At 70.9% G+C, this 22,747-nt stretch carries 21 protein-coding genes and 1 pseudogene; 19 read left to right on the top strand and 3 right to left on the bottom strand.

Translation table 11 applies throughout. From position 1 onward, the window contains the following. Positions 1-9 precede the first annotated feature (9 nt). The 3 genes from VFL28_07070 to VFL28_07060 form a co-directional block, all read right to left on the bottom strand. Positions 10-1,443: an MBL fold metallo-hydrolase gene (locus tag VFL28_07070; protein HET7264414.1), complete on the bottom strand. Its 1,434-nt coding sequence runs from the start codon at positions 1,441-1,443 to the stop codon at positions 10-12. Continuing rightward, complete coding sequence (locus VFL28_07065) at positions 1,440-2,099, bottom strand: peroxiredoxin (GenBank protein ID HET7264413.1); 660 nt, start codon at positions 2,097-2,099, stop codon at positions 1,440-1,442. The genes VFL28_07070 and VFL28_07065 overlap by 4 nt, the downstream gene beginning before the upstream one ends. Positions 2,100-2,388: 289 nt before the next feature. Next, positions 2,389-4,728, bottom strand: coding sequence for a tetratricopeptide repeat protein (locus tag VFL28_07060; GenBank protein HET7264412.1), 2,340 nt, complete (start codon positions 4,726-4,728; stop codon positions 2,389-2,391). Between the two features lie 439 nt (positions 4,729-5,167). Between VFL28_07060 and ilvB the strand changes: the two genes are divergently transcribed. From ilvB to hisIE, 19 genes and pseudogenes are all read left to right on the top strand, one after another. Further along, positions 5,168-6,910 carry a biosynthetic-type acetolactate synthase large subunit gene (gene ilvB, locus VFL28_07055; protein HET7264411.1) on the top strand — a complete coding sequence of 581 codons (1,743 nt, stop codon included), beginning with the start codon at positions 5,168-5,170 and terminating at the stop codon, positions 6,908-6,910. Between the two features lie 37 nt (positions 6,911-6,947). Next, positions 6,948-7,433, top strand: coding sequence for an acetolactate synthase small subunit (ilvN, locus tag VFL28_07050; protein HET7264410.1), 486 nt, complete (start codon positions 6,948-6,950; stop codon positions 7,431-7,433). A gap of 35 nt (positions 7,434-7,468) precedes the next feature. Continuing rightward, a pseudogene (gene ilvC / locus VFL28_07045) lies at positions 7,469-8,455 on the top strand (ketol-acid reductoisomerase). Positions 8,456-8,644: 189 nt separating this feature from the next. Next, positions 8,645-10,180: a 2-isopropylmalate synthase gene (locus VFL28_07040; GenBank protein ID HET7264409.1), complete on the top strand. Its 1,536-nt coding sequence runs from the start codon at positions 8,645-8,647 to the stop codon at positions 10,178-10,180. 4 nt (positions 10,181-10,184) lie between these two features. Further along, positions 10,185-11,813 carry a citramalate synthase gene (gene cimA, locus VFL28_07035; protein HET7264408.1) on the top strand — a complete coding sequence of 543 codons (1,629 nt, stop codon included), beginning with the start codon at positions 10,185-10,187 and terminating at the stop codon, positions 11,811-11,813. An 11-nt stretch (positions 11,814-11,824) separates the two neighbouring features. Continuing rightward, positions 11,825-12,889: a 3-isopropylmalate dehydrogenase gene (gene leuB, locus VFL28_07030; protein HET7264407.1), complete on the top strand. Its 1,065-nt coding sequence runs from the start codon at positions 11,825-11,827 to the stop codon at positions 12,887-12,889. A 14-nt stretch (positions 12,890-12,903) separates the two neighbouring features. Next, positions 12,904-13,161 (top strand): DUF1272 domain-containing protein, encoded by a 258-nt coding sequence (locus VFL28_07025; GenBank protein HET7264406.1) that lies wholly within the window; start codon positions 12,904-12,906, stop codon positions 13,159-13,161. Positions 13,162-13,313: 152 nt separating this feature from the next. After that, positions 13,314-14,024: a hypothetical protein gene (locus VFL28_07020; protein ID HET7264405.1), complete on the top strand. Its 711-nt coding sequence runs from the start codon at positions 13,314-13,316 to the stop codon at positions 14,022-14,024. A gap of 11 nt (positions 14,025-14,035) precedes the next feature. After that, entirely contained in the window at positions 14,036-14,956 is a 921-nt protein-coding gene (locus tag VFL28_07015) for a hypothetical protein (protein ID HET7264404.1), read from the top strand. A 57-nt stretch (positions 14,957-15,013) separates the two neighbouring features. After that, on the top strand, positions 15,014-15,346 hold the full coding sequence (locus VFL28_07010; protein HET7264403.1) for a YerC/YecD family TrpR-related protein: 333 nt from the start codon (positions 15,014-15,016) through the stop codon (positions 15,344-15,346). Beyond that, complete coding sequence (locus VFL28_07005) at positions 15,333-15,905, top strand: cytochrome c-type biogenesis protein CcmH (GenBank protein HET7264402.1); 573 nt, start codon at positions 15,333-15,335, stop codon at positions 15,903-15,905. The genes VFL28_07010 and VFL28_07005 overlap by 14 nt, the downstream gene beginning before the upstream one ends. A gap of 82 nt (positions 15,906-15,987) precedes the next feature. Further along, positions 15,988-17,283 carry an ATP phosphoribosyltransferase regulatory subunit gene (hisZ, locus tag VFL28_07000; protein ID HET7264401.1) on the top strand — a complete coding sequence of 432 codons (1,296 nt, stop codon included), beginning with the start codon at positions 15,988-15,990 and terminating at the stop codon, positions 17,281-17,283. Next, on the top strand, positions 17,280-17,954 hold the full coding sequence (hisG, locus tag VFL28_06995) for an ATP phosphoribosyltransferase (protein ID HET7264400.1): 675 nt from the start codon (positions 17,280-17,282) through the stop codon (positions 17,952-17,954). The genes hisZ and hisG overlap by 4 nt, the downstream gene beginning before the upstream one ends. 14 nt (positions 17,955-17,968) lie before the next feature. After that, complete coding sequence (gene hisD / locus VFL28_06990) at positions 17,969-19,279, top strand: histidinol dehydrogenase (protein HET7264399.1); 1,311 nt, start codon at positions 17,969-17,971, stop codon at positions 19,277-19,279. Next, on the top strand, positions 19,276-19,905 hold the full coding sequence (hisB, locus tag VFL28_06985) for an imidazoleglycerol-phosphate dehydratase HisB (protein HET7264398.1): 630 nt from the start codon (positions 19,276-19,278) through the stop codon (positions 19,903-19,905). Before hisD ends, hisB begins: the two co-directional genes overlap by 4 nt. Next, complete coding sequence (hisH, locus tag VFL28_06980; protein ID HET7264397.1) at positions 19,902-20,528, top strand: imidazole glycerol phosphate synthase subunit HisH; 627 nt, start codon at positions 19,902-19,904, stop codon at positions 20,526-20,528. The genes hisB and hisH overlap by 4 nt, the downstream gene beginning before the upstream one ends. Further along, the gene (hisA, locus tag VFL28_06975) at positions 20,506-21,246 is read left to right on the top strand and encodes a 1-(5-phosphoribosyl)-5-[(5-phosphoribosylamino)methylideneamino]imidazole-4-carboxamide isomerase (protein HET7264396.1); all 741 of its coding nucleotides are present in this window, start codon (positions 20,506-20,508) and stop codon (positions 21,244-21,246) included. The genes hisH and hisA overlap by 23 nt, the downstream gene beginning before the upstream one ends. A 28-nt stretch (positions 21,247-21,274) precedes the next feature. Further along, positions 21,275-22,090, top strand: a complete 816-nt coding sequence (hisF, locus tag VFL28_06970) for an imidazole glycerol phosphate synthase subunit HisF (GenBank protein HET7264395.1) — start codon at positions 21,275-21,277, stop codon at positions 22,088-22,090. Continuing rightward, complete coding sequence (hisIE, locus tag VFL28_06965; GenBank protein HET7264394.1) at positions 22,087-22,746, top strand: bifunctional phosphoribosyl-AMP cyclohydrolase/phosphoribosyl-ATP diphosphatase HisIE; 660 nt, start codon at positions 22,087-22,089, stop codon at positions 22,744-22,746. The genes hisF and hisIE overlap by 4 nt, the downstream gene beginning before the upstream one ends. Position 22,747 lies beyond the last annotated feature (1 nt).

Genomic DNA, 22,747 nt, shown 5'->3' with positions numbered 1-22,747 from the left:
GTATGGCGTCTAGCTCGGAGACGGCTGCGACTCCGCGGGTGCGTCGCCGGAGACCGTGGGAAGGCCCGAGGCGATCCACGCGGTGAAGCCGCCGGCGAGGTCAGCGACTTCCTGAACCCCGTGCTGCTCCAAGATGCTGGCGGCGATCGAGGAGCGGTAGGCGCTCGCACAGTGGACGACGACGGTGCGCGGACCGAGCGGCACCTCGTCCAGCCGCTCCAGGAGATGCTGGAGCGGGATGTGCATGCTGCCGGCGATGCGGCCTTGTCTCCGCTCCGCGTCCGCGCGCACGTCGAGGACGACGGGTGGGGTCGGAGAGGCCAACAACTCGGCCAGGGCCTGTGCCGTCATCCGGGGCCGGGTGCGGACGAGATCATCCCGCGCCGCGACGGCCTCCATGCCGTTCTCGAGATAGCCGGCGACGTGGTCGAACCCGATCCGCCCGAGGCGTATCGCCGCCTCCCGCTCCCGTTCCCGCGGCGCGACGATCGCGATCGGGCGCTGGCGGTCGAGCAGAGTGCCGGCCCAGGTCGCGTACTGCCCGCCGAGCGGGATGTTGATGCTGTCGGAGAGGTGGGCGCCCCAGTAATCGGTCGGCTCGCGGGCGTCGAGCAGCTGGCCGCCCTCGCCGCAGAGTGTCAACAGCGAGCCCAGCGTCAGCGGCCGGAGCCCCCGCGACAGCGATTGGTCCAGAATCGGCCGTTCCTTCGTGTTGAGGACGGCGTCGTAGGTGAAATACGCGGGCGCATCGGGCTGATCGGCGGTGATGATCTTGATGAAGTCTTCCCGGTTCATTGGCTGCAGCGCGTAGTTGTATCGACGCTGCGTGCCGATGGTTGAGACGGTGTCCTTGCTGATATTGCGGCCGCAGAGCGAGCCGGCGCCGTGTGTCGGGTATACGAGCGTGTCGTCCGGCAGCGGGAGAAGCTTCGTGTGCAGCGAGTCGTAGAGCATGCCGGCGAGCTCCTCCGCCGACCAGCCGAGCGCGGCGCGCAGGTCCGGCCGCCCGACCTCGCCGATGAACAGCGTGTCGCCCGTCAGCACCGCCTGCGGCCGCACGGCGTCCTTCTTGAGGTCGAACACAAGGAGGCAGATCGATTCGGGCGAGTGCCCGGGCGTCTCGAGCGCCGAGAGGCGCGCCCCCCCAAGCGAGACGGTGTCGCCGTCGCCGAGCGGCGTGAAGGTGTATTCGGCCTTGGCCCGCCGGCCCAGATAGATCGCGGCGCCGGTCCGGTCCCGCAGCTCGAGGTGCCCGGCAAGAAAGTCGGCGTGGAAGTGCGTCAGCACGACGTGCCGGATCGCGAGCCCAAGCCGCCCGGCGTCCTCGAGATATTGATCGATATCTCGCTGCGGATCGATCACCGCCGCGGCGCGGCTTTCCTCGTCGGCCACGAGGTAGGACGCGTGCGCGAGGCAGCCGAGATAATACTGTTTGAGGATCATTCGGGCTGCGGGACGATCCGGATGTAGGGTCGCGGCGCCTTCCAACCGTTGGGATAGGTCTTCTTGGCCTCGTCGTCCGAGACGGATCCGGAGATGATCACGTCGTCGCCGCGTTTCCAATTGACCGGCGTCGAAACTTTGTGCTTCGCCGTGAGCTGGAGCGAATCGATCACCCGCAGTACCTCGTCGAAGTTCCGGCCGGTGCTCATCGGGTACGCGATCGTCAGCTTGATCTTCTTGTCCGGCCCGATCACGTAGACTGTGCGCACGGTCTGGTTGTCGGCGGCGGTGCGGCCGTCGCACGACCCTTCGAGGTCGGCCGGCAGCATCTCGTATAGTTTAGAGACCTTGAGCTCGGTGTCCCCGATCATCGGATAGTTCGGCGCGTGCCCCTGCGTCTCTCTGATATCGTTGGCCCACTTGGAGTGGTTGCCCACGGGATCGACGCTGAGTCCGATGATCTTGGTGTTGCGCCGGTCGAATTCCGGCTTGATCTTGGCCATGTAACCGAGTTCGGTGGTGCAGACCGGCGTAAAGTCCTTCGGGTGGGAGAACAGCACCGCCCACCCGCCGCCGATCCAGTCGTGAAACCGAATCCGGCCCTCAGTCGTCTCGGCCTCGAAATCGGGGGCCGTATCGCCAAGCCGAAGCGTCATCTTCAGCACCTCCGTATGCTTGATGTCTATCGTACAGGAAATCTGGACGAACCGGCGTTCCTGCTTTCGGCCGGTCATCGACGGTTCGCGGCCGCCGAGCCCCGGCCCTTGCACGGTGGGCGCTCGGCCGCCCGGCGTCAATCCCCTCCCTCCGCGTCGCGGATTGCCTCGTTGGGGCGGGTTCAGGATAGCGCGGCGCCGGGGGTTAGGTCACCGGGAGAAATACCTGTTTGAGGTCGTGCCGGTACCTGTCCTTTGCGCGCGGGTACCGTCCGGAGGTCTGCGGCGGTCAGCCCGACGGGATCCGGAGCCCGTGCTCAACCGCCCACGCGGCGATCTGGGCGCGTGAGCTGAAGCCCAGCTTATTGAGGATGCTCTGCACGTGGCCTTCGGCGGTGCGTTCGGCGATCACGAGGCGCGATGCGATCTGTCGGTTGGGCAGGCCTCGGGCAACAAGCGCCGCGACTTCGCGCTCGCGGGCGCTCAGCGGGAGCCCGGAGACATCTCGCCGGCGGGCGCTCTCGCTCCGCCCGACCGGCGTCGCGGACATGGCGAACGCTTCCGCGACGGCTTCGTCGGCGGTCATGGCCCGTCCGGCGTCGCGCGCGGCGGTGAAGGCGTGATCCCCGAGGCGGGCGCGTAGCGATGCCGTCGTCTCCTCGAACTCCGCACGTTCTGCCGGCTCGAGGTAGAGGCCGGCGGCGTCGAGTAGGCTGCTCACCGCGCCTGTGAGCCGCGCCGATCGTCCGGCCTGCGCGTCTCGCGACACCGCCGCGAGCCCGGCAACGGCCATGATAACGTCTCGAGGACTCCTCAGGTTCTTCGCGCTCAACAGGCTTTCACGCAGAAGGTCGCGCGCCTCGGTGATCCTGCCCTGATGGAGCCTGATGTGCCCGAGGTTGTGGAGGAGATGCGCATGACCGCGGTGGTCGCCGATTTCGTCGTAGAGCGCCATCGCACGCCGCGTCAAAACCTCGGCGTGGTCGTACTCCCCCCTGCTGCGCGCGATCTCGCCGAGGCAGTCGATGGAGTTGGCCAACCCGCCGCGATGGTGGACCTCTTCATACAGCGCCACGCTGCGTTGCATCATCCGAGCCGCTTCATCGTAATCGCCGGCGCTCTGACGAACGTGCGCAAGGAAATGAAGGGACTGGGCGGCTGCATATGCGTCGTCGTGCTGCTTCGCAAGCGACAGGGCGGTCGAGCAGAGGGTCGTGGTGCGCGCATAGTCCCCCTGACGATAGGCCAGGATGCCGGCGGTATTGAGGGCCCGGGCCCGCACCCGCGGCGTCGCGCTCTCCCCGGCCGCGATCATGCTCTCCAGCCACGCCCGCGCTTCGGCGTAATAGGCGCGCAGCTCCCAGTAGCGCTGGAGGTGCACCGCCAGCTGCAAACCGCGCTCCACTTCTGCGGCGCGCCCACGGCTCCATTCGAGGGCGGCCCGCATGTTGTCGTACTCGGCGTCGCTGCGGTCCAGCCATGCCGTGTGCTGCGCTCCGTCCAGCTCCACGCTGCCCTGCTCGGCCGTCGTGAGACACCAATCGCGGTGGCGTCGCCGGATGGGTTCCGCGGAGTCCGTATCGTCCAAGCGTTCGCCGGCATACTGCCGTACCGTTTCAAGCAGGGCGTAACGCGCCGCGCCGCTTTGGATGTCCGCGAGCACAAGCGATTTATCGACCAGAGAGGCCAACAGATCCAGGATCTCCGCCGGCTGGATCCCGTCGTCGGCGCACACCGCCTCAGCGGCCTCGAGCGTCCATCCGCCGGCGAACACCGACAGCCGGCCGAGCAGCGCCCGTTCCCGCTCGGTCAGAAGGTCGTAGCTCCAGTCCATCGCGGCGCGCAGGGTACGGTGCCTCGGAAGCGCCGTCCGGCTGCCGCTCGTCAGCAGACTGAACCGATCGTCGAGGCGGGCCGCGATCTGCTCAGCCGAGAGTGCCCGCACCCGCGCAGCCGCTAGTTCGATCGCCAACGGAATCCCGTCCAAACGATGACAGATCTGCGCGAGCGCGCGGGCGTTGTCGTCCATGACACCGAAGCCGGGCCGAACCGCCGCGGCGCGCTCCACGAAGAGCCGCACCGCCTCGAACCGTATGAGGTCATCCGCAGACGGCAAGTGAAGCGGGTCCGGAACCGCGAGCGAGGGTACGCGCCAAACGGTTTCACCCGGTACCCCGACCGGCTCGCGGCTCGTGGCGAGGATGCGCAGCCGGGAACATTCTCGCAGCAACGCCGCCGAGAGGTCGGTACACGCACTCAACACATGTTCGCAATTGTCGAGAACCAGCAGCAGCAATTTGTCTCGAAGCGCCCGGGCGATCACATCCGTAACCGCCTGGGTGACGCGCTCGGTCACCCCGAGCGCCGACGCCGCTGCATGGGGGACCAGGGCCGCTTCGGAAAGGCCGGCCAATTCGACGAGCCATACGCCGTCGCGAAAGTCCTCGAGCTGAGTCCGTGCGACCTCATAGGCCAGTCGTGACTTGCCGCATCCTCCTGCTCCGGTTAGGGTAAGGAGGCGCGTGCCGGAGAGGAGCCGCCGCACTTCACTGATCTCGCGCTCGCGGCCGACAAAACTCGTTAATGAGGCGGACAGGTTGTTGGGAACCACGTGGTGCGCGCGGGCCATGCGCCGACCCCCGGCCGGGCCGGTCGGCGGCCCGGTGGGAGGGCACGTTCGGCGGAGCCAGGCCGGTTCCTTGACAGGGTACCGGTGGTTTGATAGAGTCACTTGACAAGTTCTCGCATACAGGCGATGAGGAGGCCGGGCCGCGGTAGCCCGGATTCCGAGAGAGCTGGGTCAGGTGTGAGCCAGCATCCGGAACCGTGACCGCTCACCTCCGAGCTGCGGAACCAAAGGCGACGCCGGCCGTATCCCGCCGGCCAGTCCCCGCAAGGGCGACAGCCGAGTAGCATCCGCCGGCCCCCGCCGTAACCGGGCAGAGTGCCGTTCGAGCCGCCTCCGGCCGGATGGAACTAAGGTGGTACCGCGGGAAGCCCCGTCCTTAGATGGCATCCCGCGGTTTTTGTTTTTGGCCGGCAGCGTTATTCGAGGGAGGAACAGTGAGATGACGCGTCAGACGACGTCTACGGTGAAGCCGGGGCCGGCGACCACGGTGAAACGCATGCTGGGATCGCAGGCGCTGATCGAATGCCTGCACCGGGCCGGCGTCGAGGTCATCTTCGGCCATCCGGGCGGCGCCGCGCTCCCGCTCTACGACGCGCTGTACGACGCGCGGGGCATCCGCCATGTCCTCGTCCGCCACGAGCAGGTGGCGGCGCACGCGGCGACCGGGTACCACCGCGTCACCGGCAAAGTCGGCGTGTGCATGGCGACGTCGGGCCCGGGCGCGACGAACCTGATCACCGGCATCACCGACGCGATGATGGACTCCGCCGGGATCGTCGCGATTACCGGCCAAGTCAGCACGCTCGCGATCGGCCGCGACGCGTTCCAGGAAGCCGACGTGACGGGCATCACGATGCCGGTCACCAAGCACAACTGCATCGTGCAGAAGCCGGACGAGCTTCCGCGCCTCGTGCTGCAGGCGTTCCTGATCGCCGGCAGCGGCCGGCCGGGTCCGGTCCTTGTCGACATCCCGCGCGACATCGCCGCGGCGGAGCACGACTTCGAATTTCCTGAACAGGTGACGCTGCGCAGCGGGAAGATCCCGCCGGCCGTGCCGAGCCCGAACCAGATCGCGGCGGCGGCCGCGCTGCTCTCCGGCGCCTCACGTCCCCTCATCTACGCCGGCGGCGGCGTCATCACCGCGAACGGAGCCGCGGAGCTGACCACGCTCGCGCGCCAGACGCGCATCCCGGTCACGACGACGCTGATGGGCAAGGGCGGCTTTCCCGAGACGGACCCGCTGTCGCTCGGCATGCTCGGCATGCACGGCACGGCGTACGCGAACCACGCGATCAACACGGCGGACGTCGTCCTCGCCGTCGGCGTGCGCTTCGACGACCGCGTGACCGGGCGCGTGAAGGACTTCGCGCCGCACGCCAAGTTCATCCACGTCGACGTCGACCCGGCGGAGATCGGCAAGATCAAACCGGCGGCGGTGCCGATCGTCGGTGACGCCCGCGAGTCGCTGCGGGTGCTGGCGGCGCAGGTTACGGCGCCGGCGTGCGAGCCCTGGCACGCGCAGCTCGCGGAGTGGAAGGCGCGTTTCCCGCTGCGCTACCGGCAGAACGGCGACGGGATCAAGCCGCAGTTCGCGATCGCGGAGATCTACAAGATCACCGAGGGGAAGGCGATCGTCGCGACCGACGTCGGCCAGCACCAGATGTGGGCGGCGCAGTTCTACCTCACGACGGAGCCGCGTACCTGGGTCAGCTCCGGCGGTCTCGGGACGATGGGCTTCGGCTTCCCGGCGGCGCTCGGCGCCCAGATCGGCAGGCCGAACGCGCTGGTGTGCGCGATCGTCGGCGACGGCGGCTACCAGATGACGATGCAGGACCTCGCGACGGCCGTGGAGTGGGGCCTGCCGATCAAGGTCTACATCATCAACAACGGGTCGCTCGGCATGGTCCGGCAGTGGCAGCAACTGTTCTATCGGGAGCGGTACTCGCACGTCTTCCTCAAAAACCCGGACTTCGCCAAGGTGGCGGATGCGTTCGGGGCGGTGGGCATCAGCGTCCGGCGGCCGGACGAGGTCGGGCCCGCGGTGCGCCGCTCGCTCGAGGTCACGGACCGGCCGTGCGTGGTCGACATCTTCTGCGATCCGGACGAGAACTGCTACCCGATGATCCCGTCGGGCCAGTCGATCAAGGAGATGATCGTTGAAGATGATCGCATCCGCGACTGAGGCCCTCAACGAGACCGCGCCGCGGACGCAGCGCCCGATGAAGCACACCATCTCCGTGCTGGTGGACAACGCGCCGGGCGTGCTGATGAAGGTTGCCGGCCTGTTCCGCCGCCGCGGCTACAACATCCACAGCCTGGCTGTCGGCGTGACCGAGCAGCCCACCGTGTCGCGGATGATCATCGTCGTCGAGGGCGAGCCGGAGATTCTCGAGCAGATCATCAAGCAGCTCAACAAGGTGATCGAGACGATCAAGGTCAACGACGTCACCGGTTTCAACACCGTCGACCGCGAGCTCGCGCTGATCAAGCTCAACGCGACCCCGCAGACGCGGATGGAGATCATGGAGATCAGCAACGTATTCCGCGCGAGCGTCGTCGACCTGACGGAAAAGACGATGACGCTCGAGGTCACGGGCCGGTCCGACAAGATCGACGCGATTCTCCAACTGCTTTCGAAGTACGGCGTGCGCGAGATGGTCCGGACGGGTCAGGTGACCCTCGTGCGCGGCACCCAACCTACGTAATCTTCGGGGCGAGCCCCAAGGGAGGCGGCGCAGCGATGCCGGCCAAGGTCTATTACGAACAGGACGCCAACCTGAACGTGCTCCGCGGCCGCCGGGTCGCGGTGATCGGCTACGGCAGCCAGGGGCACGCCCAGGCCCAAAACCTGCACGACAGCGGCGTCTCCGTCGTGGTTGGGCTGTATAGGGGCAGCCGGTCTTGGGAGCAGGCCCAGGCGGACGGCCTCGAGGTCGCGACGGTCTCCCAGGCCGCCGCTCAGTGCGACATCATTCAGATTCTGATTCCGGACGAGATTCAGGCCCGGGTGTACCGCGAGGAGATCGCGCCGCACCTCACGGCCGGCAAGGCGCTCGGCCTCTCCCACGGGTTCAGCATCCACTTCCATCAGATCGTGCCGCCGGCGGACGCGGACGTGTTCATGATCGCGCCGAAGAGCCCCGGCCACCTGCTGCGCCGGATGTACGTCGAGGGGAAGGGCGTACCGTCGCTGCTCGCGGTCCACCAGGACCATACGGGCAAGGCCCGCACGACCGCGCTCGCGTACGCGCACGGCATCGGCAGCCTGCGCGCCGGGGTCATCGAGACCACGTTCCGCGAGGAGACCGAGAGCGACCTCTTCGGCGAGCAGACCGTGCTGTGCGGCGGCATCTCCGAGCTGATCAAGGCGGGGTACGAGACGCTCGTCGCCGCCGGCTACGCTCCGGAGATCGCGTACTTCGAGTGCCTGCACGAGATGAAGCTCATCGTCGACCTCATCTACGAGGGCGGCCTGGGCCTGATGCGCTATTCCGTCAGCAACACCGCGAAGTTCGGCGACTTCACACGGGGCCGCCGGATCATCACCGACGAGACGCGGGCCGAGATGCGCCGCATCCTGGCGGAGATCCAGAGCGGTGCGTTCGCCAAGGAGTGGATCCTCGAGAACGAGGCGGGGCGCCCGGTGTTCAACGCGCGCTACCGTCAGGAAGCCGATCATCCGATCGAGGAGATCGGGCGGCAGCTGCGCGCGATGATGCCGTGGCTGAAGCGGGACATCTCCGTGCCCGGGCAGGACGGCGCGGGAGCGAAGGCCGGGTCTCGGAAAACCGAGGCGCGTGCCAAGCGGTAGGCGGCCGCGCCGGCGCATTCCGCCGGCTTGTCCCCGCGAGGGACGCGGCGGGCCGCGCGCGGATCACGGCCCCGCATTCGCGAGGCCGGAGGGGGAGGAGAAGGGATGGGCGAGATGATCCGGATCTTCGATACCACGCTGCGGGACGGCGAGCAGTCGCCGGGCTTCACCATGAACACGCAGGAGAAGCTCGAGGTTGCCCGCGCGCTCGCCGCGCTGCGGGTCGACATCATCGAAGCCGGCTTCCCGGCGAGTTCGCCCGGCGATCTCGAAGGCGTGCAGCTGATCGCCCGCGAGGTGCGCGGGCCCGTGATCGCCGGCCTCGCCCGCGCGAATCGCGGCGACGTCGAGGCGGCGATCGAGGGCGTGCGCGAGGCGGAGCGCCCGCGCATCCACACCTTCATCGCCACGTCCCCGATCCACATGGAGCATAAGCTGCGCATGACGCCGGACCAGGTCTACGAGGCCTCGGTCGCGGCCGTGCGGCTCGCGCGGCGGTCGGTGGAAGACGTCGAGTTCTCGGCGGAGGACGCGAGCCGGTCGGATCCCGCGTTCCTGGTGCGCGTGTTCGACGGCGCGATCGCGGCGGGTGCGACGACGATCAATGTCCCGGACACGACCGGTTACGCGACGCCGGAGGAATACGCGGCGCTGCTCAAGTTCTGCATCGAGCACACCCGGGGCGGCGACAAGGTCGTCTGGAGTGTGCACTGTCATGACGACCTCGGGCTGGCCGTCGCCAACTCGCTCGCCGCGCTGCGCGTCGGCGTGCGTCAGATCGAAGGCACGATCAACGGCATCGGCGAGCGGGCCGGCAACGCCGCGCTGGAAGAGATCGTCATGGCGCTGCACACGCGCCGCGGCTACTACGGCTGCGAGACCGGGATCGACACGACGAAGATCTACCGCACCAGCCGGCTGATCAGCGCGATCGCCGGCGTGCCCGTTCAGCCGAACAAGGCGATCGTCGGCGACAACGCGTTCGCGCACGAAGCCGGGATTCACCAGCACGGCGTCCTCATGAACCGCGAGACCTACGAGATCATGACGCCGCAGACGATCGGTATCCCGAGCAACAAGCTCGTGCTCGGGAAGCACTCCGGCCGCCACGCCTTCAAGAACCTGCTCGAGGAAAACGGCCTCAAGCTGAGCGACGCCGAAGTCGAGCGGGCGTTCGTCGAGTTCAAGGTGCTCTGCGACAAGAAGAAGCAGGTCTCGGTCGAGGACATCCTCTCGCTCGTCGAGAGCGAGGGGCAGGGGCCGCAGACCTACGCCCTCCGTGCCTTCCACGTCTCGACGAGCAGCACGCTCCCGCCGATGGCGTCCGTCACCCTCGCGCGCGGCCGCGAGCTGTTCACGGAGGAGGCGAGCGGCGACGGCCCGGTCGACGCGATCTACAACGCCGTCAACAAGATCACCGGCCTCTCCCCGACCCTGGCCGACTACGCGATCAAGGCCGTGACCGTCGGCACCGACGCGCTCGGCGAAGCCACGGTGAAGGTGCGGGACGGCGACGGCCTGTTCGTCGGCCGCGGAACCAGCACCGACGTGCTGGAGGCGAGCGCGAAGGCCTACCTCACCGCGGTCAACAAGCTCATCTACGAGCGCGAGCACTGGATGAGCAACACCTACGGCGGCTAGACGAATGCCGAACGGCGGGCGCATCGCGCTCTACGACACGACCCTCCGGGACGGCACCCAGGGGGCGGGCATCACGTTGTCCGCCGACGACAAGTTGCGGATCGCGGAGTACCTCGACGCGTTCGGCCTCGACTATGTTGAAGGGGGCTGGCCCGGCAGCAATCCGAAGGACATGGAGTTCTTCGAGCGGGCCCGCGGCCGGACGTGGCGTCACGCCCGTCTCACCGCGTTCGGCAGCACCCGGCGGCCCGGGATCCCGGCCCAAGACGACGAGAACCTCAACCTGATCCTCGCCGCGGCCACACCGGCCGCGGCGCTCTTCGGCAAATCCTGGGATCTGCACGTGCGCGAAGCGCTTCACACGACCCTCGACGAGAACCTGGCCATGATCGAGGATTCGGTCCGCTACCTGCGGTCGCGCGGCCTCGAGGTCGTCTACGACGCCGAGCACTTCTTCGACGGCTGGAAGGCCAACCCGGACTACGCGCTCGCCACCCTCCGCGCGGCGGAGCGCGCCGGCGCATCGGTCGTCGCGCTCTGCGACACGAACGGCGGCTGCCTCCCGCACGAAATCCGCAAGGGCGTCGAGGCGGCGCGCGGGACGGTCGCGGGGCCGCTCGGCATCCACACGCACAACGACGGTGAGCTCGGCGTGGCGAACACGCTGGTCGCGGTCGAGGCCGGCTGCGTGCACGTCCAAGGCACGATCAACGGGATCGGCGAGCGCTGCGGCAACGCGAACCTCGTCTCCATTATTCCGAACCTCCAGCTGAAGATGGGCTACCGCTGCCTGCCGGGGGAGCACCTCGTGCGGCTCGGCGAGGTGTCGCGCTACGTCGCCGAGCTGGCCAACCTCACCCCGGACGAGTACCAGCCGTTCGTCGGACAGAACGCGTTCGCGCACAAGGGCGGCGTGCACGTCAGCGCCGTGATGGCCCACCCGCCGACCTACGAGCACATCGCGCCGGAGGCGGTGGGCAACGCGCGTCGCGTCGTGGTGAGCGATCTCTCGGGGCGCGCCAACGTCATGTACAAAGCGCAGGAGATGGGCATCGACCTCTCGCGCGACCGGCCGGAGGTCCGCCGGATCCTGGCGGAGCTCAAGCGGCTGGAGCACGAAGGATACCAGTTCGAGGCCGCGGAGGCCTCGTTCGAGCTGCTCATGCGGCGGATCCTCGGTCAGCACCGGCCCTCGTTCACCCTGCTCGGCCTGCGGGTGACGGTCGAGAAGCGGGGCGGCGGCGCAAGCGCGGCGGAGGCCACGATCAAGGTCGCGGTCGAGGGCCAGGAAGAGCACACCGCCGCGGAGGGCGACGGTCCGGTGAACGCGCTCGACCGCGCGCTGCGGAAGGCGCTCGGGCGCTTCTACCCGGCGATCCAGCGCGTGCGCCTGACTGACTACAAGGTGCGCGTGCTCAACGCGGACGCGGCGACCGCCGCACGCGTGCGCGTGCTGATCCAGTCCACCGACGGGACGAACACCTGGGGCACCGTCGGCGTCTCCGAAAACGTGGTAGAAGCGTCCTGGCAGGCGCTGGCCGACAGCCTCGAGTACGTGCTCCTGCGCGCGGAGGTCGCAGGCCGCGCGGTCCCCGCCGGGGCCGGGGCAGGGCGCCCGGGCGTCCGCCCGTGAGCGGGCGCGCCATGCAGATCGCGGTCGTTCCCGGCGACGGGATCGGCCCCGAGGTGGTCACGCAGGCGGTGCGGGTCCTCCGTGAGGCCGGGCGGCGGTTCGAGATCTCGCTCTCGTTCGAACAGGGCATCGCCGGCGGCGCCGCGATCGACGCGACCGGCGATCCGATTCCGGACGAAACGGTCAATCTGTGCGCCCGCTCGAACGCGATTCTCCTCGGCGCGTGCGGCGGCCCAAAGTGGGACAAGGGGCCGCGGCACCTTCGGCCGGAGCAGGCGTTGTTCACGCTGCGCCGGCGGTTCGGGCTCTACGCCAACCTCCGCCCCGCGGTCGTGCGCGGGCCGCTCGTCGGCGCGTCGCCTCTGCGGCGCGAGCTGGCCGAGGGCGTGGACATGCTGATCGTGCGCGAGCTCACCGGCGGCCTCTACTTCGGGCCGCAGTCGCGCACCGGGGAAGGCGAGGCGGCCACCGCGCAGGACACCCTGCCGTATTCGGCGGGAGAGGTGCGCCGGGTCGTCCGCGCGGCGTGCCGGTTCGCGCGTACACGCCCGCGGCGCAAGGTCACGTCGGTCGACAAAGCCAACGTGCTCGAGACCTCCCGGTTGTGGCGCGAAGTGGCCGCGGAGGTCGGGCGCGAGTTCGCAGACGTGACACTCGAGCATATGCTGGTGGACAACTGCGCGATGCAGCTCGTGCGCGACCCGAAGCAGTTCGACGTGATCGTGACGGACAACATGTTCGGCGACATCCTGAGCGATGAGGCCGCGGGTGTGATGGGCACGCTCGGGTTGATGCCGTCGGCCAGCCTCGGCGATGCGGCGCCCGGCCTGTTCGAGCCGGTGCACGGCACGGCGCCGGACATCGCCGGCCGCGGGATCGCGAATCCGCTCGCGGCGATTCTGACGGGCGCGCTGCTGCTGCGCTACGGCGCCGAGCACGAAGCCGCGGCGTCGGCGATCGAGATCGCCGTCGTCCAGGCGCTCGCGGACGGCTGTCGCACGGCCGACATGGCCGGAAACGGGCCGGCGCTCGGGACCGCGGCGATGGCCGACGCGGTGCTGGCCCGGCTGTCCTGAGGGCGAGGCGGGCGATGTTGGAGATTCGTCCCAACTGCGAGTGCTGCGACCGAGATCTCCCGCCGGATGCGGCGGACGCGATGATCTGTTCCTTCGAGTGCACCTTCTGCCGCGGCTGCGCGGAGAGGATTCTCCGCGGCCGGTGTCCGAACTGCGGCGGCGGCCTCGTTCCGCGCCCGATCCGGCCCGCGGCCGCGTTGGCCCGGCATCCCGCCTCGACGGTGCGCGTGCTCAAGCCCGAGCGCTGCGGCCGCGCGCCGGCAACCGCGTAATCAAAACCCGACCGCGGCCCCGGGCCGTGTAGGGGAACCCGCCGTACGACCGCCGGCGCTCTCGTCCGGGTGACGATCGCGTCGTCTTGCTTGCATTTGCGCGCGTGCCGAGCCTACAATAACCCTGTCGTGCGTTCAGACAGCGCGCATTGGTGATGCCCGCGGCCGCCGGGCTCGCGCTCGGGTACGGGCTGGCGGCGGCGGTCGCCGTGATGGGCGGGTCCAGGTCCTTGCGGCCTTGGCTTCTTGTCGCGTTCGCGGCCGGCAGTATCGCTTTCCCCCTGACGGTCTTCCTGGTTTTCTCGATTCAGCTCCTATTGGCGTCCCTGTTCGGCTGGGGACCCGACGCGATCGCGATGACGCTCGGTCCGGGGCTCGCAGGTGCGGTCGTGACCGCGACCGTGAACGAGGTATTCACGCTTGCGGCGGCGCTGCTTGCGTGGCGACTGTCGCGCGGCGGGGCGCCGTACGCGTTCGGGGCCGCGGCCGGCGCCGGGTTCGCGGTGGTCGGCGCGTATCAAGTCATCCACCTGGCGCTGATGGCCCGCGCCCTGCCGATCAGCTCCGCGTCGGCCTTCGGTGTGTCGCTGCTCCAGCAACTCGCGTTCGTCGCCGCCAACACCGCGTCAACGGCGCTCGCCGCGCTGGGGGCGGCGCGCGGGCGGGGCGGCGCGTACCTCGTCGCAGCCATCTTGTTTCAGAGCGTCTTTCTCGCCTTCGGGCTGCTGTACGCGCTTCGGCTCTACTCGAACGTCGTATGGACCGCGCTGGAGCTGACCGCCGCCGCGGCGCTGGTCGTCGGCGTGTTGATTCTCGACCGGCGGCGCCCTGCCGGCGACGCGGCGCTCCCGTCCGCGGCCTGACGGCCCCGCTCGTGGACGCGCGGCCCACGGGACGCACGCGCGCCGCGGAGGGCTGGCGCGCGCTCCGCGCCTTTTTCGCGGAGGGCGCGCGGCATCTGTCCGAGGCGGTCGCCGCGTTCGAGGAGGCCGAGCGCCTGCTGCGCCGCGCGGATCCGGAGACCGCCGGCCCCGGCGGGGAGACCGGCGCCGCGGACGTCGAAGGCGTACTGATCGGCTTGTCGCTCGCGCTACGTCTCCGCCGCCGCCCCGAGGACGCGCGCCGCGCGGTCGTGCTGGCGCAGGAACTGCTCAACGTCGTGCGCCGGGAATCCGGTGAAGCGGCCGCGGTTCCGCTGCGCGCCTATCTCGAGGACGCGTACCGCGACCTGGCCGACCTGACGACGGGCGCCGAGGCCGGGCGCGCCGCGGAGGACGGGATCGCGGCGTGCGACCGTACCCTCGCGCTCGCGAAGCGCTTCCACGCCGGCGACGCGGTGGCGCACGCGCGGGCGACAAAATCGCTCCTGCTTCGACGGCTCGCCGCGCTGCGGACGCGGCCCTCGGGGGACGGCGTCCGCTCCGCCTCCGCGGCGGCGGAAGCGCGCGGGCTGCTGCGGGAGGCGGACCGTCTCGCCGCGGCGGCCCTGGCCGGCTGGCCGGCGGGCGACGCGGAGGGCCTCGCGGCGTTCCGGGCCGACGTCGCGACGGCGCTCGTCGAGGGCGCGCATCCACGATCGTCCGCGGTCGACCGGGCGGAGGAGCTGCTCCGGCAGGCCGAGCGCGCGGCGCCCCCCGAGAACCGCTATCTTGCCGCCCGGATCGCCAAAGCGCGCGCGCGCGCGGCCCTCGCGGTCGGGCGCCCGGAGGCGGTCGACGACGTGGCCGCCGCGTCGGCGGCACTGCGCGATCTGGGGCTCGAGGGCGAGGCGGAGGAGGTGGAGCGCTGGCTCTGACCGAACTGCGCGGCGGTTTCACGCGTCAGCGTAGCAGAGAATGGGAGGACCGCCGCCGTGAACAGCCGCGCCGTGGTCAATCCGAAACTGCGGGAGCCGGAGACCGACGCGCTCTTCCGCGCGGTGCTGCGGCTGCGCAGCGTCGACGAATGCTACCGGTTCTTTGAGGACCTCTGCACGATCGGCGAATTGAAGGCGCTCGCCCAGCGCTTCGCGGTGGCGCGGATGCTGGCCGATGGACGGACCTACCAGCAGATCGCGGAGCGCACCGGGGCGTCGTCGGCGACGATCAGCCGCGTTCGGCGGTTCCTGACCTACGGGGCGGACGGATACGCCCTCGTCCTCGACCGGCTTCGGCGGCGGCCCCGCACCGCTCGTGACGGCGCGTAAGGCGGGAGCGATTCGTGCCGGCCGGCCCGCGGCCGGCCGCCATGTAATTGCCGCCGCGTTCGTGCTGCTCGCGGCCGCGACCGCGGCGTCGTGGCGTCCGGCCGCCGCGCGCGCCGACACCCTCGACGACCGCGTCTACGCCGTCGCGCGCCAGCTGATGTGTCCTGTCTGCGTGGGGCAGACCGTCGCAGAGAGCGATTCCGCGGTCGCGCGGGAGATGCGCGACGTCATCCGCGCCAAGCTTCAGGCCGGCGAGACCCCGGCCCAGATATTGAGCTTTTTCGTGGGCCAGTTTGGGGAGAGCGTGCTCGCCGAGCCGCCGCGGCGCGGGTTCTCGCTGCTGCTCTACGCGGGTCCGGCCGCCGGGCTCGCCGGCGGGTTGGGGCTCGCGCTGCTCCTTATCCGTCGCTGGACGGCCCGAGCGGGCGCGCCGCGCTCCGGCACCCGGGCCGCCGTGCCAGCGCCGCCCGCCCTTCCCGCGGGGGACGAGCCGGCCGGCGCGGACGCGGCCGACCGCGCCCGCCTGGCCCGCGAGTTGGAGGCCCGCGACCGGTTCTAGCCGCCGTTGACGGTCCCCGGCGCCCATGGTAGGATAGCCGGGTGCTTCAACACTCTATCACTTTATCGAGGTAAAGTACCCGTTGCACCGCGATCCGCGAGAGCGCTGGCAGCTGATCCCCTCCGGCACCCGCGACTGGCTGCCGCGGCAGGCCGCGCGTCTTCGGGCGGCGACGGCCGGCGTGCTCGCGGAGGCCGCCCGCTGGGGGTACCGTGAGGTCGTCACGCCGACGCTCGAGTACCTTGACGTCCTGGTGCGGGGCGAGGGCGCCGACGCCGCGGACCGGCTGTTCAAGCTGGTCGACCGCGGCGGCGAGCTGCTGGCGCTGCGTCCGGAGATGACGACGCCGGTCGCGCGGCTCGTCGCGACCCGCCTGCGGGACGAGCCGGCGCCGCTGCGCGCCGCCTACGCCGGCTGGGTGTTCCGCGGACGCGAAACCGGCGCCGCGCGGCTGCGCGAGTTTCCGCAGGCCGGGTGCGAGCTGATCGGCTCCCAGAGCGTGGAGGCGGACGCGGAGATCGTCGCGCTGGCGGTCGGCGCGCTGCGCGCCGCGGGCGCGTCCGACTTCTCGCTGAGTCTCGGTCACGTCGGTTTTCTGCAGGGCGTGCTCGCGGGGCTCGACCTCGCGGGCGACGACGCGGGCGGCGTGCGGGAGCTCCTGTACCAGAAAGACTTCGTCGGCCTGCGCAACCTGCTCGAGCGCCGCCGCGCGCCCGCGGCGCGGCTCGACGCGCTCATGGCGCTGCCGGCGCTGCGCGGCGCGGGCGCCTTGGAGGAGGCGCGCCGCCTGGTACACACGCCCGAAGGCCGCGACGTCGTGCGCGACCTGGAGCGTCTCGGCGAAGCGCTCGCCGCGCACGGCGTGGCGGACGCCGTGACGTTTGACCTCAGCATCATCCGCGACTTCGACTACTACACCGGCATCGTCTTCGAGGGCCACACCGTCTCGCTCGGCGCGCCGCTCCTGGGCGGCGGCCGTTACGACCGGCTGCTGGAGCGGTTCGGAGTGCCGCTTCCGGCGACGGGATTTGCGATCCGCCTCGAACGCGTGCTGGCCGCGGAAGACGGCGATGCGCCCGGCGGAACGGGCCAGGCGTGGCTGCCGGATGTCGTCTTGGCCGCGGAGCCCGGGTGCGCGGCCGAGGCGGCGGCGTGTGCGCGCGCGCTTCGCGCGCGTGGGTTCGCCGTCGCGCTGGAAGTGCTCGGACGCCCGTGGGACCAGGTTGCGGCGGAGGCGGCGCGCCGCGGGATCGCGCGCGCGGTCCTCGTCGGGCGCGGTACCGCGCGCGTCCGGGAGGGCGCCGCGTCGGAGCACGTCGTTCCGGCGGCCGAGGTGGTGGCGGACCCCGGCGCCGCCGCGCGGGGAACCGCGCCGTGACGCGCGGGCGTACGCCGGGCGACGCGCCGCTCGTGACGGTCGCCGTGCCGTCGGGCCGGCTGTTGGACGGGGCGATGCGCATCCTCGACGCCGCGGGCTACCTCGACGGCGCGGCCTGGCGGGACAGCCGGCGGCTGATCGTGGAGGGGGCGGAGGCCGGCCTGCGCTGCCTGATCGCCAAGCCCGTCGACCTGCTGACGTACGTCGAGCACGGCGCCGCCGACCTCGGCATTGCCGGCAAGGACGTGCTGCTCGAGCAGGGCCGGGACGTCTACGAGCTCGTCGACCTCGGGTTCGGAACCTGCCGCGGCGTGCTGGCGTTTCCGCGGCGGCTCGCCGCGACCTGGGAGCGGCTGTCGCCGCTGCGCATCGCGACGAAGTATCCGCGCGTGACGGAGCGCCGCTTCTGGACGCAGGGCCGTCCGGTGGAGATCATTCCGATGAACGGCACCGTGGAGCTGGCACCGCTCGTCGGGCTGGCCGACGGGATCATGGATCTCGTGATGAGCGGGCGGACGCTGCGCGAGAACGGTCTCGTCGAGGTCGAGGAGCTGTTTCAGTCGACCGCGCGGCTCGTCGTGAACCGCATCAGCCTGCGCAGCCGCGCCGAGGCCGTGGCCGCGGTGATCGAGCGGGTGCGGTCGGCCGTGGCCGCGCCGCCGATCGTGTGAACGGAGGGAGCGCCGTGGACGTCGTCCGTCTCGCCGATGCGCCGCCCGACCGCCTGCAGCAAATTTTGCGGCGGTCGAGCGCCGAGATCTTCGACCCGGCGCGCGTCGCGCACGTCGCCGGCATCATCGCCGACGTCGAGCGGCGCGGGGACGCGGCGATCGTGGACTACACCGCGCAGTACGACAAGGTCACCCTCACGCCGGAGCGCCTCGCCGTGGCGCGGACGGAGGTGCGGAAGGCGTACGATGAGATCGACGACGGGCTGCGCACCGCGCTCGCCGCGTCGATCGCGCGCGCGCGGCGCTACAACGAACGCCTGCGTCCCGCCGGTCTCACGCTCGACGAGTTGGAGCCGGGCATCACGGCCGGCGTGAAGTGGACGCCGATCGACGCCGCGGGCGTGTACGTTCCGAGCGGGAAGGGCACGTTTCCCTCGACGCTCGTGACCCTCGTCACGCCGGCGGTCGTCGCCGGGGTGGAGGAGATCGCCGTCGTCGTCCCGCCGCGGCCCGACGGCAGCGTCGACCCGGCGATCTTGGTCGCCGCGGACATGCTCGGCGTTCCGCGGGTCTACCGGTGCAACGGCGTGGCCGGCATCGCGGGGCTGGCGTCGGGCACCGCCACCCTGCCGCGCGTCCGGGTCCTCGGCGGTCCCGGCAACCCCTACGTGACCGCCGCGCAGATCGCCGTGCAGTCCCGAGGCGTCCGCCTCCTGTCGGTGCTCGGGCCGACCGAGTCGATGATCCTCGCCGACGAGACGGCGGACGCGGACCGGCTCGCGCTCGACCTCTTGAACGAAGCGGAACACGGCACGGACTCCGCGGCCGTTCTCGTGACGGTCTCCGAAGCGCTGATCGACGATGTCCAGGAGCGTCTGCCGCGGTATCTCGCGCGGATTCCGGCGCGCCGCCGCGCCTTCGCGGAGGCGGCGCTGCGCGGCTACGGCGGCGCGATTCTGGCCCGGTCGATGGAAGAAGCGATCGCGTTCGTCAATCTGTACGCGCCCGAGCATCTGCAGATCGCGACGCGCGATCCGCTCGGGACCCTGGGCACCATCCGGCACGCCGGCGAAGTGCTGCTCGGACAAGACACGCCGTTCTCGGCCGGCAACTACGCCATCGGCGTCCCCGCCGCGCTGCCCACGTCCGGGTTCGCCCGGGTCGCTTCGGGGGTGACCGTGATGAGCTACCTCAAGGCGACTTCGGTGGCCGCCCTGGACGCGCGCGGGCTGGCCGCGGTCCGTCCGGTCGTCGAGCGGCTCGGGCGGTATGAGGACTTTCCGGCGCACGTCCTCGCGGTGACCGCCCGCGGGGTGGACGAGTGAGCCCCGTCCAGCGGGACGGCGCGGCCGAGGAGGCCGCGGCGCGTGTCGGCCGCGCGTCGCGCGCGACCGGCGAGACCAAGGTGGACGTCCGCTGGAACCTCGACGGGACGGGCGATGCGGAGATCGCGACGGGCGTGCCCTTTCTCGATCACATGCTGGAGCAGATCGCGCGCCACGGGCGGTTTGATCTGGTCGTCGCGGCGTCCGGCGACCTCGAGGTCGACGCGCACCACACGGTCGAGGACGTCGGGATCGCGCTGGGCCGGGCGTTCAAGGACGCGATCAGCGGCGGCGCCGGCATCTTCCGGTACGCGGACGCGCACGCGCCGCTCGACGAGGCGCTGGTCCTCGCGGTGGTGGACGTGAGCGGCCGGCCGTTCCTCCGTTACGCGGTGCCTCTCGCGCGCCAGCGCCTCGGCGCCTACGACACGGATCTCACGGAAGAGTTCTTCCGCGCTTTCGCCGTGAACGCGGGGATCACGCTGCACCTCATGCTCCTCCACGGCCGGAACGCCCATCACATCATCGAAGCGGCGTTCAAGGCCGTCGCGCTCGCACTGGACCGCGCGACGGGACGCGATCCGCGCGTCGCCGGCGTGCCGTCGACGAAGGGAACGCTCGAGTGATCGTGGTCGCCGACTACGGCGCCGGCAACCTCCACAGCATCGGGATGGGGCTGCGCCGGCGCGGCCTGGACGTCCGGGTGACCGACGATCCTGGGGATCTGGATGCGGCCGCGGCGCTCGTCGTGCCCGGCGACGGCGCGTTCGGGCCGGCGATGGCCCGGCTGACCGACGCGGGGTTCGCGGAGCGGATTCGCGCGTACGTCCGGTCCGGGCGGCCCTTCCTCGGCATCTGCCTCGGGATGCAGCTCCTCTTCGATGAGAGCGTCGAAGCCGGCGTGACCCGGGGGCTCGGCGTCCTGCCGGGCCGGGTCGTCCGGCTGCCGGATTCCGTGAAGGTGCCGCACATGGGTTGGAATCAGCTGCGGGTGGAGCGGACGTGCCCGCTGCTCGACGGTGTTGCTTCGGGGGACTACGTCTATTTCGTGCACTCGTACTACTGCGCGCCCTCGGATCCCACGCTCGTGGCTGCGACCTGCTCGTACGGGGCCGACATCGCCGCGGTGGCCGGCCGCGGCAATCTCTGGGCGACGCAGTTCCACCCGGAGAAGTCGGGCGAGGTCGGCGAACGGATCCTGAACAACTTCGCGCGGTGGGCCGCCGGTGTTGGTGCTGCCGGCGGTTGACATCCGCGGCGGCAAGGCCGTGCGGCTGATTCAGGGCGAGCGGCGCCGCGAGCGCGTGTACGACGATGATCCGGTGGCGGCCGCCCGCCGCTGGACGTCGGCCGGCGCGCGCTGGCTGCACGTGGTGGACCTCGACGGCGCGTTCGCCGGGAGCCCCGGCAACCCCGACGCCGTCGGCCGCATTCTGGCCGAGGCCGGCGTCCCGGTCGAGGTCGGCGGAGGTGTGCGCGACCTCGCGACGATCGAGCGGCTGCTCGACGCCGGCGCGGCCCGCGTGATCCTCGGGACGGCCGCGGTGAGCGCGCCCGAGCTGCTCCGCGCGGCCTGCGCGCGTTTCGGCGGGCGGATCGCGGCGGCGATCGACGCGCGCGACGGCCGCGTTGTCACCGAAGGGTGGACGGCCGCGACACCGCTCACGGTGGCGGAGGCCGCGGCCCGGGTCGTCGGGGCCGGCGCGCGGCGCATCGTCTACACGGACACGCGCCGCGACGGCATGCTCGGCGGCCCCGACGTGGCGTCGCTCGAGCCCTTCCTGGCGGCGGCCGCGGTCCCCGTGATCGTCGCAGGCGGCGTGACGTCCGCCGGCGATCTGCGACGCCTCCGCCGGCTCGAGCCCGCGGGGCTGGAAGGGGCGGTCGTGGGGCGCGCGCTGTACGAAGGCAGCGTGCGGCTGCAGGACCTTCTCGCCGCGGCGGCCGGCGATCGGGGGCCGGCATGATCGCGCGAATGCCCGCGGCGGGGCGCTGATGCTCGCGCGCCGCGTCGTCGCGTGCCTCGACGTGAAGGACGGCCGCGTCGTCAAAGGGACGCGCTTCGTCGATCTGCGCGACGCCGGCGACCCGGTGGAACTCGCTACGGTCTATGATCGCGAGGGGGCCGATGAGGTGGTCTTGCTCGACATTACCGCGAGCCATGAGGGCCGCGGGATCATGGAAACGATCGTCCGGCGGACCGCGGAGGTGCTGACGATTCCCTTCACCGTGGGCGGCGGGCTGGCGGCCGTCGAGGACCTCCGCCGCATGCTGCGCGCCGGCGCGGACAAAGTCGGCATCAATACCGCGGCGGTCCGGCGCCCCGAGTTGATCCGCGAGGGCGCCGAGCAGTTCGGCAGCCAGTGTATCGTGGTGGCGATCGATGCGCAGCGCGCCGGCCCCGGACCCGGCGCCCGCACCGCGTCGCCGCGATGGGACGTCTTCACGCACGGGGGCCGCCGCGCGACCGGATTGGATGCGGTCGAGTGGGCGGCGCGCGCCGCGGCGCTGGGGGCCGGGGAGATCCTCCTGACCAGCATGGACCAGGACGGTCGCGAGGACGGGTTCGATCTCGACCTGGTGCGGGCCGTGACGAGGGCCGTCCGGATCCCGGTGATCGCGTCGGGCGGGGCTGGCGCGCCCCGGCACTTCGTAGAGGCGGTCACGGCCGCCGACGCCGACGCGGTCCTGGCCGCGTCTGTGTTTCATTACCGGACGCACAGCATCGCGGCGGTGAAAGCCGCGATGGCGGCCGCGGGGATCCTCGTCCGGCCGGCAGGACGCCCCGCGGCCGGAGGTGGGCACGTATGAACGACGCCGATCGGGTGATCTACGACGCTTCCGGACTGGTGACGGTGGTGGCGCAGGATGCCGCGACCGGAGAGGTGCTGATGGTCGCGCACATGACGCGAGAGGCCCTCGAGCGCACTCTCGCCACCGGTCAGGCATGGTACTGGAGCCGCAGCCGGCGGCAGTTGTGGCGGAAGGGCGAGACCTCCGGCCACACCCAGCGCGTCGTGGAAGTACGGGGCGACTGCGACGGCGACGCGATTTTATTGAAGGTGGAGCAAACGGGGCCGGCCTGCCATACGGGACACCGCTCGTGCTTCTTCCGCTCGGTCGCGCCCGACGGCCGTCTGGCCGGCGGTCCGGCGGGGGCGGTCGCGGAGACCCCGCGGACGGCCGGGCCCGAGATCCTCACAGAGTTGGCCGCCGTGCTCGCCGAGCGCCGGCGAGCGCCCGCCGCGGGCTCATACACCGCCGGATTGTTCACCGCAGGCGTGGCACGGCTCAACGAGAAGGTGATGGAAGAAGCCGCGGAAGTCGCGCGGGCGGCGCGCAAGGAGACTTCCCGCCGTCTTGTGGAAGAGACCGCCGACCTCTGGTTCCACTCGCTCGTCCTGCTCGTGCACCAAGGCATCAGCCCGACCGAAATCTTCACAGAGCTGGCCCGGCGGAGGCGCTGAG

Source organism: bacterium (assembly GCA_035691305.1).
Lineage (GTDB): Bacteria > Sysuimicrobiota > Sysuimicrobiia > Sysuimicrobiales > Segetimicrobiaceae > DASSJF01.
Note: the sequence above shows the minus strand (reverse complement) of the source record. Positions and strands in the feature narration are given on the sequence as shown.

Bases quoted from the DNA above. Each gene is read 5' to 3' on its own strand.
- VFL28_07060 (HET7264412.1), bottom strand. From the start codon at position 4,728: ATGGCCCGCGCGCACCACGTGGTTCCCAACAACCTGTCCGCCTCATTA.
- ilvB (HET7264411.1), top strand. From the start codon at position 5,168: ATGACGCGTCAGACGACGTCTACGGTGAAGCCGGGGCCGGCGACCACG.
- VFL28_07025 (HET7264406.1), top strand. From the start codon at position 12,904: ATGTTGGAGATTCGTCCCAACTGCGAGTGCTGCGACCGAGATCTCCCG.
- VFL28_07070 (HET7264414.1), bottom strand. From the start codon at position 1,443: ATGATCCTCAAACAGTATTATCTCGGCTGCCTCGCGCACGCGTCCTAC.
- VFL28_07065 (HET7264413.1), bottom strand. From the start codon at position 2,099: ATGACGCTTCGGCTTGGCGATACGGCCCCCGATTTCGAGGCCGAGACG.
- VFL28_07040 (HET7264409.1), top strand. From the start codon at position 8,645: ATGGGCGAGATGATCCGGATCTTCGATACCACGCTGCGGGACGGCGAG.
- hisF (HET7264395.1), top strand. From the start codon at position 21,275: ATGCTCGCGCGCCGCGTCGTCGCGTGCCTCGACGTGAAGGACGGCCGC.
- ilvN (HET7264410.1), top strand. From the start codon at position 6,948: ATGAAGCACACCATCTCCGTGCTGGTGGACAACGCGCCGGGCGTGCTG.
- hisIE (HET7264394.1), top strand. From the start codon at position 22,087: ATGAACGACGCCGATCGGGTGATCTACGACGCTTCCGGACTGGTGACG.
- cimA (HET7264408.1), top strand. From the start codon at position 10,185: ATGCCGAACGGCGGGCGCATCGCGCTCTACGACACGACCCTCCGGGAC.
- leuB (HET7264407.1), top strand. From the start codon at position 11,825: ATGCAGATCGCGGTCGTTCCCGGCGACGGGATCGGCCCCGAGGTGGTC.